The sequence below is a fragment of the Sporosarcina sp. So3-204 genome (assembly GCF_058068165.1).
Window position 1 is genome coordinate 2,732,085 of the sequence record NZ_CM176485.1, and the last position, 13,953, is coordinate 2,746,037.

At 36.9% G+C, this 13,953-nt stretch carries 13 protein-coding genes and 1 riboswitch; of the genes, 5 read left to right on the forward strand and 8 right to left on the reverse strand.

Annotated elements, in window-relative coordinates; translation table 11 throughout:
* Nucleotides 1-28: 28 nt before the first annotated feature.
* Nucleotides 29-1,318, reverse strand: a complete 1,290-nt coding sequence (locus AC3RV6_RS13390; protein ID WP_489749258.1) for a nucleobase:cation symporter-2 family protein — start codon at nt 1,316-1,318, stop codon at nt 29-31.
* A gap of 8 nt (nt 1,319-1,326) precedes the next feature.
* Nucleotides 1,327-1,914, reverse strand: a complete 588-nt coding sequence (locus tag AC3RV6_RS13395; RefSeq protein ID WP_489746531.1) for a xanthine phosphoribosyltransferase — start codon at nt 1,912-1,914, stop codon at nt 1,327-1,329.
* 160 nt (nt 1,915-2,074) lie between these two features.
* Nucleotides 2,075-2,176, reverse strand: a riboswitch (purine riboswitch).
* 214 nt (nt 2,177-2,390) lie between these two features.
* Here AC3RV6_RS13395 and AC3RV6_RS13400 point away from each other — a divergent pair.
* Entirely contained in the window at nt 2,391-3,647 is a 1,257-nt protein-coding gene (locus AC3RV6_RS13400; protein WP_489746532.1) for an MBL fold metallo-hydrolase, read from the forward strand.
* Between the two features lie 3 nt (nt 3,648-3,650).
* The gene (locus tag AC3RV6_RS13405; protein ID WP_489746533.1) at nt 3,651-3,914 is read left to right on the forward strand and encodes a DUF3006 domain-containing protein; all 264 of its coding nucleotides are present in this window, start codon (nt 3,651-3,653) and stop codon (nt 3,912-3,914) included.
* A gap of 48 nt (nt 3,915-3,962) precedes the next feature.
* Here AC3RV6_RS13405 and AC3RV6_RS13410 read toward each other — a convergent pair whose 3' ends face one another.
* The 6 genes from AC3RV6_RS13410 to argH form a co-directional block, all read right to left on the reverse strand.
* Complete coding sequence (locus AC3RV6_RS13410; RefSeq protein ID WP_489746534.1) at nt 3,963-4,688, reverse strand: gamma-glutamyl-gamma-aminobutyrate hydrolase family protein; 726 nt, start codon at nt 4,686-4,688, stop codon at nt 3,963-3,965.
* 12 nt (nt 4,689-4,700) lie between these two features.
* On the reverse strand, nt 4,701-5,966 hold the full coding sequence (locus AC3RV6_RS13415) for a serine hydrolase domain-containing protein (RefSeq protein ID WP_489746535.1): 1,266 nt from the start codon (nt 5,964-5,966) through the stop codon (nt 4,701-4,703).
* A 369-nt stretch (nt 5,967-6,335) separates the two neighbouring features.
* A complete protein-coding gene (locus AC3RV6_RS13420) occupies nt 6,336-7,310 on the reverse strand; it encodes an LCP family protein (protein WP_489746536.1) in 975 nt (324 codons plus the stop codon).
* Between the two features lie 29 nt (nt 7,311-7,339).
* Complete coding sequence (locus tag AC3RV6_RS13425; protein ID WP_489746537.1) at nt 7,340-8,002, reverse strand: DUF1232 domain-containing protein; 663 nt, start codon at nt 8,000-8,002, stop codon at nt 7,340-7,342.
* Nucleotides 8,003-8,132: 130 nt separating this feature from the next.
* A complete protein-coding gene (gene ytaF / locus AC3RV6_RS13430) occupies nt 8,133-8,753 on the reverse strand; it encodes a sporulation membrane protein YtaF (protein ID WP_489746538.1) in 621 nt (206 codons plus the stop codon).
* Between the two features lie 623 nt (nt 8,754-9,376).
* Complete coding sequence (argH, locus tag AC3RV6_RS13435; protein ID WP_489746539.1) at nt 9,377-10,705, reverse strand: argininosuccinate lyase; 1,329 nt, start codon at nt 10,703-10,705, stop codon at nt 9,377-9,379.
* Between the two features lie 124 nt (nt 10,706-10,829).
* On the opposite strand from argH, the gene AC3RV6_RS13440 reads away from it, so the two are divergent.
* The 3 genes from AC3RV6_RS13440 to AC3RV6_RS13450 are packed head-to-tail and all read left to right on the forward strand — an operon-like array spanning nt 10,830 to nt 13,950.
* Nucleotides 10,830-11,732, forward strand: coding sequence for a DoxX-like family protein (locus AC3RV6_RS13440; RefSeq protein WP_489746540.1), 903 nt, complete (start codon nt 10,830-10,832; stop codon nt 11,730-11,732).
* A gap of 9 nt (nt 11,733-11,741) precedes the next feature.
* On the forward strand, nt 11,742-12,350 hold the full coding sequence (locus tag AC3RV6_RS13445) for a DUF4166 domain-containing protein (RefSeq protein ID WP_489746541.1): 609 nt from the start codon (nt 11,742-11,744) through the stop codon (nt 12,348-12,350).
* Nucleotides 12,343-13,950: a YndJ family protein gene (locus tag AC3RV6_RS13450; protein WP_489746542.1), complete on the forward strand. Its 1,608-nt coding sequence runs from the start codon at nt 12,343-12,345 to the stop codon at nt 13,948-13,950. Before AC3RV6_RS13445 ends, AC3RV6_RS13450 begins: the two co-directional genes overlap by 8 nt.
* Nucleotides 13,951-13,953: the final 3 nt, after the last annotated feature.

Below are 13,953 nucleotides of genomic sequence, written 5' to 3' on the forward strand. Positions count from 1 at the left end.
CAAATTTAAATTGAGTGAAGCCATTTTTTCATACTTTTTGTTTAGCTAATTGAGTAGGTGTTGCTTTACGTTGTGGAATCATATGAAAAACAATATTTAGTGCAATTGCCGTAACACTACCAGCGACAATGCCATTACTCGTCAAAATTTGCAAACTAGTCGGAAGTTTTGCAAATAAATCCGGTACAACTGTCACACCTAAACCAATTCCGACAGAACAAGCTATAATCATCGCATTTTCTTCAGATTCAGCTATTACTTTACTCAACATTTTTATCCCCTGAGAAATAACCATGCCGAACATTGCAACCATCGCGCCGCCCAATACCGCAGGTGGAATAACGGTCATAATCGCCGCAATTTTAGGAATAAAACCAAGCATAATTAACATAACGCCGGCAATCGCAATAACTTTTCTTGAGCGTACTCCGGACATTTGAAGCAATCCAACATTTTGCGAGAACGTTGTGTAAGGTAGTGAGTTAAAAATACCGCCTAGTACAATTGCAATACCTTCTGCACGATAGCCTTTTTCTAAATCTTTTTGCTTTATATCCTTTTCACATATATCCCCTAATGCAAAGTAAACACCTGTTGATTCTACAAGAGACACCATCGCAACAAGAATCATCGTAATAATTGCCGGTGCGACAAATGTCGGTGGGCCAAAGTAAAAAGGTACAACCATATGTACAAACGATGCATCCGATACCGCTGAAAAATCAACCATATTCATAAATGAAGCTACAATCGTTCCTACAACTAAACCAATTAAGATTGAAATGGCACGAACGAAACCAGTGAAGAATTTATAAATTAAAATAATTAAAAGTAATGTTCCAAATCCAAGACCAATATTTGCCAAAGACCCAAAATCACTAGCACCTTGCCCGCCGCCTACATTTGTAATCGCAACCGGAATAAGTGTAATTCCAATAATCGTAACAACTGAACCCGTCACAACCGGCGGGAAAAATCTAACTAGGCTACCGAAGAAACGGCTAATGACGACAACGAATAATCCAGACACAATAATTGAACCGTATATGGCTGAGATTCCATATTCTCCACCAATCGCAATCATTGGACCCACAGCAGTAAATGTACAACCTAGCACTACGGGTAAACCGATTCCAAAAAATCGAGTATTCATGATTTGAAGAAGTGTCGCAACACCACACATTAATATGTCGATCGAAACGAGATATGTCAATTGTGTAGGTGTAAGCCCAATTGCTCCCCCTACAATTAATGGGACAAGAACTGCACCTGCATACATTGCAAGGACGTGTTGAAACCCTAACGCGGACGCTCTCAAATTGTCCTTCACTCTGGGAGGACCTCCTCAAAAAAAGTAACTTGACCATCTTTCATTGATGAAATATTCGCAAGGGATTCTACTCTAATACCTTGCTCACGAATTTCAGCGCCACCTGTTTGAAAACCTTTTTCAATGACAATTCCAACACCAGCAAGTGTAGCACCCGCTTGTTCAATTATATCTAATAAACCCAGAACCGCTTGGCCATTTGCTAAAAAATCATCGATAATCATAACCGTATCTCCAGTTTTGATAAAATCTTTGGACACAGAAATATCATTCGTTTCATTCTTTGTAAATGAGTGAACACTTGCTGTGTAAAGATCATTGATAAGGGTTAATGACTTTCTTTTCCGAGCAAAAATTACAGGCACTTCTAAAATAAGTCCTGCCATCATAGAAGGCGCAATTCCTGATGACTCAATCGTTAATATTTTCGTAATACCATCATTTTTAAATCGAGCAGCAAATTCTTCCCCTATTGCTTGCATAAGTGGTGGATCGATTTGATGGTTTAAAAATGTATCTACTTTTAAAACGGTATCAGATAATACCTTTCCATCTTGTATAATTTTATCTTTCAACATTTTCATTTTATTATTCCCCTTTATAATTATGCTTTTTAAAAAGAAAAAAATAAGCCTATGATTCAGCTACCGCTCAATCTATGAGTGGAGCAAAATCATTCGCGCTTATCAACCGAATGGAATCGAAAAGAGAACCAATCCACTTTTAATTAAGAGGGTAAGGGTCCATCATCTCGCTGCTTCCCATAGTCAATTTGTTTACGGCAAATCGGTAGAAACTTGCAGGCCATATTCCTGCGATTATATGAGTAAATGCTATTATATTGTTTTTAGTATAGCACGGGAATGCAGTTTTACAATGTGGATTTAAAAAGAATAATTATTCTTAAGATTCCTCCCTAACTTATAATACGACATTTTTCGACATTTTTCATTTGATAGAACATTCCCACTTCACCAAATTAATAAGATATAGGTTTAAATTAAAATCATCTGATATACTGGATTAATAGGGGATTTTGAGAAAGACTAGGAGGAATAAAATGCCTAAAAGAATAGTCGCCTATTTATATCTAGTGATTACCTTACTCGTTTTAATAGCTTGTACACCTGATAATACCAATCAAACGACCGTTAACAAAGAAAAGGTCCCTACCACAAATGTCCAAATTGACCAGGATAATTTGCACGAGGAAACTTCTAATTTAGAAGATATTAAAGTGGAACTTGAAGAAAAGCTAGATGTTTCTGAGGCTGTTAAACAACTAGACAAACCATTATCAAATATGGTTGTGCATTATATAGACGTTGGCCAAGCTGATGCAACATTACTTCAATTCAGCGACAAAAATAACGATTACACTATGCTCATCGATACAGGAAATTGGGGTACAACGGACGTTGTTCAATATCTACAGTCTGAAAATATTACAGCGATTGATATTATTGCAATAACTCACCCACATGCTGATCATATTGGTCAACTAGATAAAATAATTGAAACATTTAATGTAGATGAAGTTTGGATGAACGGGGATACTTCAAATTCCGACATATTTAATAGATCCTTAGCCGCTATTGAACATAATGGGGTCGATTATTATGAACCTTTAGTAGGTGAAGTTTTTGACATTGGACCACTTGAAGTCGAGATTCTGCACCCTAGTTCCTTGTCCGGGGGTACAAATGACAATTCGCTTGCCATGCGTATGGAATACGGCGCTGTTTCTTTCCTTTTTACTGGTGATGGTGAAACACAGGCTGAACTTGAAATGGTACAACTTGGTGTTAATTTAAAAGCCAATTTTCTTCATGTAGGTCACCATGGGTCTAAGACATCTACAACAGAATCATTTTTTAAACTTGTGAATCCTGAAGTCGCTATTTATTCTGCAGGTGTAGACAATCAATACAGACATCCTGACCAAGAAGTCGTTGACCGCATTGAAGCGAATAACACGCTCCTTTATGGAACTGACATACACGGAACAATCCGAGTCGAAACGGACGGTGTCGCCTATACAATTCAAACAATGAAACATGGTACGCTTCCTGAAAAACCAGTACCAACTGAAGAAATTAAAGAAACAGAAGCTGTTACAGATAACCACTGCGTAAATATTAACGAAGACGACGAAAGCGTAATTCAGCATATTATCCATATCGGACCTGATCGTTCTAAAATGTTAATTGATGCAAGACCTTTTCTTACGCTTGATGATTTATCCAAAATAAAAGGCATTGGCCCTGCACGTATTGAAGATATTAAAGCGCAAGGTGTCGCCTGTATAGGAGGATAACAAATGTATACAGCTTATCTAGACCGATTTACAGATAACGAAATGGCACTTTTAATTGTTGAAGAGCTGAAAAAGGAATTTTATGTACAGAAAACCGACCTTCCTAATGGGAGCTCGGCAGGAACATGGTTTCTCGCTTCAATCCAAGAAGATGAAATTTACTCACTCGTCATAGATGAAAATAAGACAAATGATATGAAAAGCGAAATAGAAAATCGAATGCAACGCCTTCAATCAAATCGAAAGAGTAAGTTTAAAAGAAGATAATTTAGTATTTACATGCTAATTGATTTTGGTGAAAACGAGCAGTCTAATTTAATTAGACTGCTCGTTTTTTTTCAGTAGACATGCTTCTATAAATGCTTCAAAAATTCTTAGTGAGACCTCATCACCATTTATAGCGAGCTCCTCTGGATGCCATTGTACACCCAAAACAAATTGGTGAATATTACTTTCTATCGCTTCGACAATCCGATCGCTTGCATACCCTGAAATTACAAGAGGGTCAAAAATAGCTTTCACAGCTTGATGATGTAAGGTATTTACTTTTATAGATGCAGCATTTGTAATTGATTCCAGCAAAGAGCCTTTTTCTACTTGAACTTTATGTGATACTTGATTTTGCATACCTTTTTGAAGGTGTTGGTTGACAGGAGTTGGATGAAGGGCTTGAATATCCTGATAAACACTTCCGTTACATGCGATATTTAAGATTTGAAGACCACGGCATATGCCAAGAACAGGTTTATCTTGATGTAGCATTTCCCGTAATAATGCAATCTCGACAGCATCACGCCTCGGAGATACTTTACCTAGCAGTGGATGAGGCTCTTCGCCAAATAAATACGGGTCAATATCACCACCACCTGTAAGCAATAAACCATCAATAATCATAAGAATTCGTGAGATATCTTCTTGAACACCCACCGGTACTAAAACAGGTATACCTCCAGCACGAATAACCGCATTGACATATGACTCATTTACTTGATATTTATTTTCATTACCAATATCAATTGGAATACCAATCGTTGGCTTCATATACGCTCTCCTTTATATCTTTTTCACAAACATTCTTAGACCAAGTAATAATGCCCACGCTTCACTTGTTCCGTAAAAAAAGAACCGGATTGGTTTTTCATTTGGTATTATAATAAGTATTTCACGATTACTAGCCCTAAGCACAAATATTTCACCATCGACCTCCGCTTGTAAAGAGCCATTCCAAAATGAAATAATCACTTTAGAACCATCTCCTGTTTCATACGTACCAAGAAATGTTGCCAATTGGAATTGATTTAGTTCATAGTGAGGTGCAATAAACTTTTTCCGAGTAAGCGGTATTCCAAGTGCCGTGTTAATCGCGGCTAACCAAATCGCATCCGCGCTCACTTGTCTAATATTCGTCAAAACGACTGCGACAATCCCCTTCTCTGGAATAAACCCAAAGTTAGATGAAACGCCAGCCTGACCCCCACCATGCTCCACCAGTGTAACGCCTTCATAATTCGGTGTTATTTGAAAAGCATAACCATAGGAACTATTTCCATGTGTTCGGTGAATAGGTTTCGTCATATGTTCAGTATACCTATTTGTTGGATCAACATAAATTTTACCGTATTTTAATAAATCAGTGACTGTCGAACGAATACCACCACCAACCGCATAATTTCCAAGTGATGGCCAAGGGCATTCTGTAGGTTGCTTATTTTCAATAACATATGGTGTCGTGACATTCCCAAGTCTTTCAAGTTCATTTAATTCAAAAGTAGTTCGGCTCATACCTTGTGGCGTAAAGACTAATTCAGTTATGAGTTTTTTATAATCTTCACCTGTTACCGCTTCAATAATTGCACCTAGAAGTATAAAACTGTCATTATGATAGCAAAAATAGTCACCTGGTTTACCTAAAGGTTTCCAATCGATTTCATTTAAGTAAGCGATATGTGCGTATAAATCTGGAAGCTCTTCTTTCCGTGCTATCGTTGGTAACCCTGTTGTATGTGACAGTAAATGGTGAATTTGTATGTTGTCGTTCACGTGAAACCCTGGAAGATGCTTGTTAACTGGATCATTTAGTTGTAACTTACCTTTTTCAACGAGCTTGATGATTGCTAACGCAGTAAATGATTTCGTAATAGATGCCGTCCCAAATATTGTATCCGTTGTAATAGGTTCATTCGTTCCGATATTTTTTGTTCCAAAACCACGTTCATAGATTGTTTGACCATTTTCAGAAAGCGCAACGGCAACACCTGGAATTTTTTCTTCAATCATGATTTTATGAACAAATTCTTCAAACCGTTCCCACTTTTTCATGTGCAGCATTCCCTTCATTTATTAAGTTTTAACTGTCTATCTATCATACACGTTAATAGACTATTTTGTGAAAACAGTCTTTTGGTTAATTGACATAACAGAACAAAACCAACTCATGTTATAACGAGTTGGTTCAGCATAAATTAATATGTTTTTTATATGTAGACCTTGTAAACAAATTAATAAACCACGTGAATCTGTTGCCCAATAAATATAACGTTACACATAATGTGATGATCGCCCTTTCTCTCACATCAAGTGGATAATGTCATGAAAAAGCTACTATTAATAATTAGCTACCAAACTATTTCTTCCAGCAAACTGGTGAATATTTTTAAATTTGATGATCCGTTGCTGTATTTTATGCTCCTAAGGTGTTACTTCTTCCGAATCCGTCTCACTCTCAATCATTTCATCCGATAAAAATTGCTTAAGTGCAGCTTTATTTTTTTCAAAATTTATGCGTAACACAGCACCCGCAGCAACTCGATCATCCTCAAACGAGCCTTCTATCGGAATGCGTAATGTTTCCACTTTTCCAGACTTGCCGACCAACAATCCCTTACCTATCGATAGAATGGTTCGTTTATCGACATTAGTATCCACATAAGGATCTGTCAGGCCAAGTATTTTAGGCAGATTGACCAGATTATTAACGCTTACGGCTTTGTCTTTCACTTTTGATAACACTTCCTGCTGACGTTCTACTCGTCCAAAGTCACTCTTGCGATCATGTCGAAAACGAACATATCCTAATAACTGATCACCATGTAAAGTTTGGATACCAGGATTTAGAGTCATGCCAATTCCGTGTGACATCTCATAAGGTATTTCTACTTCTATCCCCGTAGGCGCAATTAGGTCGACAATCTTAGGGAAACCTTGAAAATCTACAACCGCGTAATAATGTACATCCACGTCGAAATTTTCCTTAATAGTTCTTCGCACTAATTCTGGACCCCCCTTAGAAAAAGCTGCATTTATCTTTTGTTTGCCATGGTCTGGTATATCTACATAAATGTCTCGCATAATTGAAGCAAGCTTCACCTGATTCGTCTTTTGGTTATAATGGCCAATTAATAACGTATCTGACAGACCACTTTCCTCACCCCTTGCATCACTGCCAATTAATACAATATTGATTTCACCGAATTGTGGTTCTACTCCTTCAAATGGTTCAAATTCCGCACCGTCTTCCTTATATAAACCGTCATCTGCAGCTAATAATCCGCTGTTATATTGCGTGACCCAATAGATGCTTATTCCAACTAAAACGACTGGAACGATTAAGAGCAGATACCATTTTCGCTTTCGCTTCGACTTGTTTCTCTCAGTTCTATTCATCCACTGAACCACCTATACTAAAATGTTTGTTACAAATCAATTGTCATTCCTTTATTCGCCAGTGTAGTCACAACTAGCTTCACCGCAATTGCATCGTCTAAATAACCTATTGGAAACATCGTATCAGGAATGACATCTAGCGGTATTATAAAATATAAAAGCGCACTGCCTACTAAGGCAAATTCATAACGTGACAGATTCTTTGAATGAAAACTACGAAAAAGCCCTTTCAATTGGGTAATAAATGGCCCATCACTTCCTACATTTTCAAGTTTTTCATCAAAGCTATTTATAATGACATCGCTGCCTTCCTCTGTTTGTGCATACTTTTCATAATCCGCTAACGACGATTTGACATGTTTGATAGAAAATGGTTGGTCATATACATCTGAAGCCTTTAGAAAATCCTCGATCATATCAACGGAAGTATGAATATCTATTTGTTGTTTATTAAGTGGTTCCTCTATTGGGTAACCCGCTGCATCCAATAGTTGAACTATAGGGATACCTAAATGTTCAGATAAACATTTAATATGATTTAAATTAGCATTACGCTTTCCGTTAATTATGCGTGATATTGTCGCAGTATCTATGCCAGTCAGTTCACTTAACATTCGCATGGACAAAGCTTTTTTCTGAATGGTTTCCTTTAATAAAAGTCCAAGTTGATGATTGTTTTTTATTTTCAACATTTAGTAGTATCCTTCCCAAATGAATCACTTTTTAGTAGTCAGCTTTAATCATTGCATAATTAACTAAATAATTGAACGATATAAGTTTGTATGCTACATATATATTGACAAAATGTCAACACCGGTACTTTTAGAAAAATGCAGTGATTGCAATTACAACGATGATTAGACCACTAAGTAATGTTCCGAATTGACCAACAGTAAATTTACCTATCCGAATTGTAGCTAGTCTAGTTCCTAGTCTGACGCCAGCCCATATACTAAAATAACTGCCAATCGCTGCTGCTAATGAAATAGCTAGGGGCGAAAAACCAAGTAATCCTGCACCAAGTCCGTTCGTCAATGCGTTTGCAGATAAAGCAACGCCTAGAAAAATAGATTCCTTCCAACCAATATCACCTGATTTATCAACATCCGCCATTTCCGGATTATACAATATCTCTTTATTACTATTAAGTTGCTCACTTTGAACACTATTCTCTTTCTTTTTCGGATTCGCCAAAAGAATAACTCGAATACCAATTACAAACAATAAAAACGCACCCATAATTATAGGTACTTTCCCCGGAAGAATAGTAGTAAGCCAAATCCCTAATGTAATACTTGCGATGCTCATTAGAAAACAAATTACCGCAATCAAAATATTTTCACGTTTTCCAATAACAATATCCCGTACGCCATAAGTAATTCCCACTGCTAAATTATCGATACTCGATGAAATTGCAAATGCTAGAATTATAATCCAGGCCATCCGAACACACTCCCTACTTTATATTCCATCTTATTTTAAAAGACAGAAAAAGGTTCGGGCATATATGACGTTGCTAGGTTTGCTCGATACGTGCATACTCGTACAGAAACGTTGCGAGGTTTCATCAATACGTTGCATTGTTCCGGGAACGTTGCAAGGTTTCCACGATTCGTTGCATACTCGTACAGAAACGTTGCGAGGTTTCAACAATACGTTGCATTGTTCCAGGAACGTTGCTAGGTTTCCACGATTCGTTGTGTACTCGTATAGAAACGTTGCGAGGTTTCAACAATACATTGCATTGTTCCAGGAACGTTGCTAGGTTTCCACGATTCGTTGCATACTCGTACAGAAACGTTGCGTGGTTTCAACAATACGTTGCATTGTTCCAATAACGTTGCTAGGTTTCCACGATTCGTTGTATACTCGTACAGAAACGTTGCGAGGTTTCAACAATACGTTGCATTGTTCCAGGAACGTTGCTAGGTTTCCACGATTCGTTGTGTACTCGTACAGAAACGTTGCGAGGTTTCAACAATACGTTGCATTGTAACTAAATACACAAAACTATTTTACATAGATGTTAAAAGAGCCAATCAATAGATGATTGGCTCTTCCTGAATTTATTTTATATTATTCTTCATCAAAGTCTTATTCCCTTTTGTAAGTAAGTTATCATAGTCGATGTATGCATATATATCATCCGTGATTTGCTCACTAAACTTCGTTAATTCTTCGATGGTTAGGTCTTCAATAGCTTTACCTTGCTCTTCACAATAAATGATTAAAGTCCCAACGATTGTATGCGCATCGCGGAAAGGCGTCCCTTTACTAACCAAGTAATCTGCCACTTCAGTTGCGTTTAAGAATCCAGCTTTTATTGCAGCTTTCATATTATCAGCGTTTACATGTAAAGTGTCGATCATTTTAGACATAATTTCAAGACAATCCATCACCGTATCTAATGCATCGAAAAATTGTTCTTTATCTTCTTGCATATCTTTGTTATAAGTTAACGGTAGTCCTTTAAGTGTCGTTAATAAAGAAAATAACGATCCGTATACGCGGCCCGTTTTACCACGAATTAATTCTGCGGCATCTGGATTTTTCTTTTGAGGCATGATGCTACTTCCAGTAGAATATGCATCGTCGATTTGAATAAATTGAAACTCTTGACTGCTCCATAATATGAGTTCTTCACTTAAGCGACTTAAGTGCATCATAATAATCGAGAAATCGGACATTAATTCCAATAAATAATCGCGATCACTTACACCATCTAAGAAATTATCTACAGGCTTCGCAAATCCAAGAAGCGTTGTTGTTACTTCACGATCAATATTATGCGTCGTTCCAGCAAGTGCGCCGCAACCAAGTGGGTTTTCATCTAATATTTCCTTTGCATTTTCAATTCGTGTTTTATCCCGACCGAACATTTTTGCATAAGCTTCCAGATGATGCCCGAACGTTACGACCTGTGCACGTTGCAAATGTGTATAGCCTGGCATAATAACATTATTCGCAGCAGCTTTTTTGACCAATGATTCAATCAACATTTGAAGTGAATCACTTACTTCATCCGCTTGATTTTTCGCATATAGCCTCATATCCACTGCAACTTGGTCATTCCGACTTCTTGCAGTATGTAATTTCTTGCCCGTCTCGCCAATTCGTAAAGTTAAATTCACTTCTATAAATGAATGAATATCTTCATAATCGCCTTCCACATTCAACTTGCCACTATCAATATCGGCTAAAATTGATCTTAGTCCTTCAACAAGTAGTTCACCTTCATCAGGTGTGACTAAATCACAGTGAACGAGCATTGTGACATGCGCCAAACTTCCAGCGATATCTTCACGATATAAACGGTAATCTACAGGTAAGGATGTGTTAAATTGCTCCATTATTTGGTCTTCACTTTTTTTAAATCTTCCGCCCCAGAGTTTCATTTATTAACCCAACTCCTAATCCGAATTAATATACATATAACTGCATTGTAATAATAAAGTATAGTCATTGCAACATTTAGAGGTCATATTCGTTGTATAATGAAGGGACTGTGAGGTGTTTAAAATGAAGCAAAAACCAATTTATGTAGAAATTCCTATAGAGGCTTCCATTGAAAAAATCTGGGAAGCAACTCAAAATCCAAAACTGCATGAACAATGGGATCTTAGGTTTTCTTCTATTACATACTTACCAAAAGAAGCGGGCGATGCTCAACAATTTACTTACACAAGAACTGTTGGCCCTTTTTACAAAGTTCAAGGATGGGGGAAAAGTCTTGGTGTTCATAATAAAGACGATGGTAATAGGTCATCCTCTCTTCAATTCGGTACGAGTCAGAGACTTTCACCCATTCGAGAAGGTAGAGGTTATTGGAAATATGAACCGCAGGAGAACCATGTTAAATTTTTAACACAATATAATTACGACGTGAATCATGGAAGAATCGGTCAAATTGTGGATAAACTTATTTTCCGACCAGCGATTGGCTGGACTACTGCACTTAGTTTTGATGTACTCAAAAGGTGGCTTGAAAAAGGAGAAGCACCGCGGTCACAATACTTACGATTTTTCAGTACAATGATGAGTACTTTTTTATTTGCTTTCATTTGGATTTATCAAGGTTTAATTCCAAAAATAATTGCCATGCATCCAGAAGAACGTTTGATGGTAGGAAATGCCTTTTCACTTTCTGAAAGTAATATTACCCTTGTCGTTTTTACCATTGGTACGTTGGAAGTACTATTCGGTTTATTGTGGCTATTTTATCGTCGAAAACAACATCTTTTCACATTTCAGCTCATTGTATTTCCACTACTTACGATTGCTGCTGTGCTCACGGCTCCAGCAACTGCACTACATCCGTTTAACCCTGTAACATTTAATATAGTACTCTTTGTTCTCTCAGCTATTGGACGGATGCAGTGCAAAGAAATACCTTCAGCGCAAAGTTGTAAACGTGAAAGGTGATGCAAAACTATGTCTATATACAAAATGGTTTTGGGGGATAACTTTAATCGTCTCCATCCTATGCTTCAAAAAAGATATGATTTAAAAGGAGGGACTAACTTCAAAGCTTCTGGAGTAATGACTGAAATAAAATGTGGTCCAAAGTGGCTTGCTCCTATTTTCTTTATAGGAATACCGTTCAAACTGCTCTTCCCAGAATCCGGAAAAGATATTCCATTTACAATAAAAAACACTGCTTTTTTCGGTAAGAATGGTGAACAACAAGTTCACTGGGAAAGAATATTTCATTTTGGAAAGAAGAAAAGATATTTCAATGCACTGATGAGTCTTGATGCCAAGCGACTTGTAATTGAAGACTATCTAGGTGAGCCCGCTCCTATTTATTCTGATTTGGCTTTTTCAGTATCTAATGAAGGCTTACTTATGATCACTTCCTTAAGTCAAAGGCTTGTTCTTGGAAAAATTGAAATTCCCCTTCCCAAAATCTTTCAAGGATTGGCTACTGTCACAGAATTCTATAATACTGAAACCGCCGAATATGAAATTTCTGTCACCGTACGAAATCCACTTATCGGAATACTCTTTGCTTATGAAGGGACGTTTATCGCTGATGACTAATATACTTTTTATAATCGTGCATTTTGTTTTATTTACATTTGTGGCTTTTCTCAGCTTGAATGCATGGCCTTTTTTACTATTAACAATTGCTCAACTTTTATATGTGCCATTCGTTCTTCGAATGATTGTAATAAAAGATGATTGGTTTGCATCAAATTATTATTATTTTGCCGTACCTGCTTACTTCGCAATTGCTATATTGCAAATGACATCTACGACAAAATGGGATGTGTTATTAGCAGGGATTTATCTAGTCTTTACAATCGCCATCGCGTTTTACGGGATTACTCGTTTTTTCCAAAGAGGATTTACGAATTTTGAGGAATTCGCTATTGATTGTGGGCTCATTTATTTAGCATTAGGCGGTGCATGGTACTTCGCATTTGAAGCAGGTATTAACACAGGGTTTAGTCCTCTTCTAACGTGGTTAACTGCGATTCATTTTCATTACTCTGCGTTTTTACTCCCCATATTCTTAGGACTGCTTGGGAGAATTAAAAAACATCCATCATATACTGTCATTTGTTCAATTTTATTGATTTCACCAATGATCGTTGCAATTGGAATAACTTTTTCAAGATGGGTTGAACTGCTGTCAGTTATTTTATACATAATCGGATTGTATAGTTTAATTTATTTAATAATAAAAACACCTATCAAAAACAAGTTTCAAAAAATGTTCATCATAGCCTCTTTTTTATCTTTATGCGTGACAATTATTTTCTCATTTCTATATGCACTTGGTAATGGCTTTGGACTTATCTCTGTTTCAATTGATTTTATGCTGCGTTTCCACGGACTGCTAAATTGTATTGCTTTTGCCCTACTTGGAATTATTGGCTGGGCATTGGCTCTACCACCATCTGTATATGTTCACCCTAAATTCCCGCTTAGTCAGATAAGGGGAAACGGTGTAATTGGCGAAAAAGTATTGGAGAATTTAAAACATGATAACAAACCTTTAATACGTGGATTAATTGATTCGATGCATATTTATGAACCGCATATTAGCTGCAGGACATTATCGCCTTGTATTATTGATTTTTATGAAAACACTAGTGACTATATTCTTTTCGCTTCAGTGAAATGGCATACATGGTTTAAACCACTTGCCTATTTTTATTCTTTTTTCAGTAAGAAAGTGGAACAAATTAATTTACCTTTAACAGATGAGCAAATTGAAATGACGGGAAATATTTACCCACTCCGTGATGAAGTCGATGGCAGAGATAGTGTACGCGCCTGGATGCGGAAAATTAATGGCAAGCCAGCTTTTGTCGCGCTTTATTCAGCACATATTCGTGATGATCGTGCTTATATGAATATCGCTCTTCCACTCCCTTTTTCATCAATGATTGGTATTCTAGAGTTAAATCAAGTTGGCTTTGATTTGGAATTAACGAGTAAACGTAACTCTTCATTTCTTTCGGACGCTGGTGTTTACTTATCAACTAAGTCAAATCACTTATTCAAATTACCACTTGAAGAAATATTTCATGTCAGTCAAACTAAAGAAGGCAAACTTACTGCTAAGCATCGCATGAAGATTATCGGCATTCCGTTTCTAACGATTCAATATGACATTCAGAAAAACGAATGATTT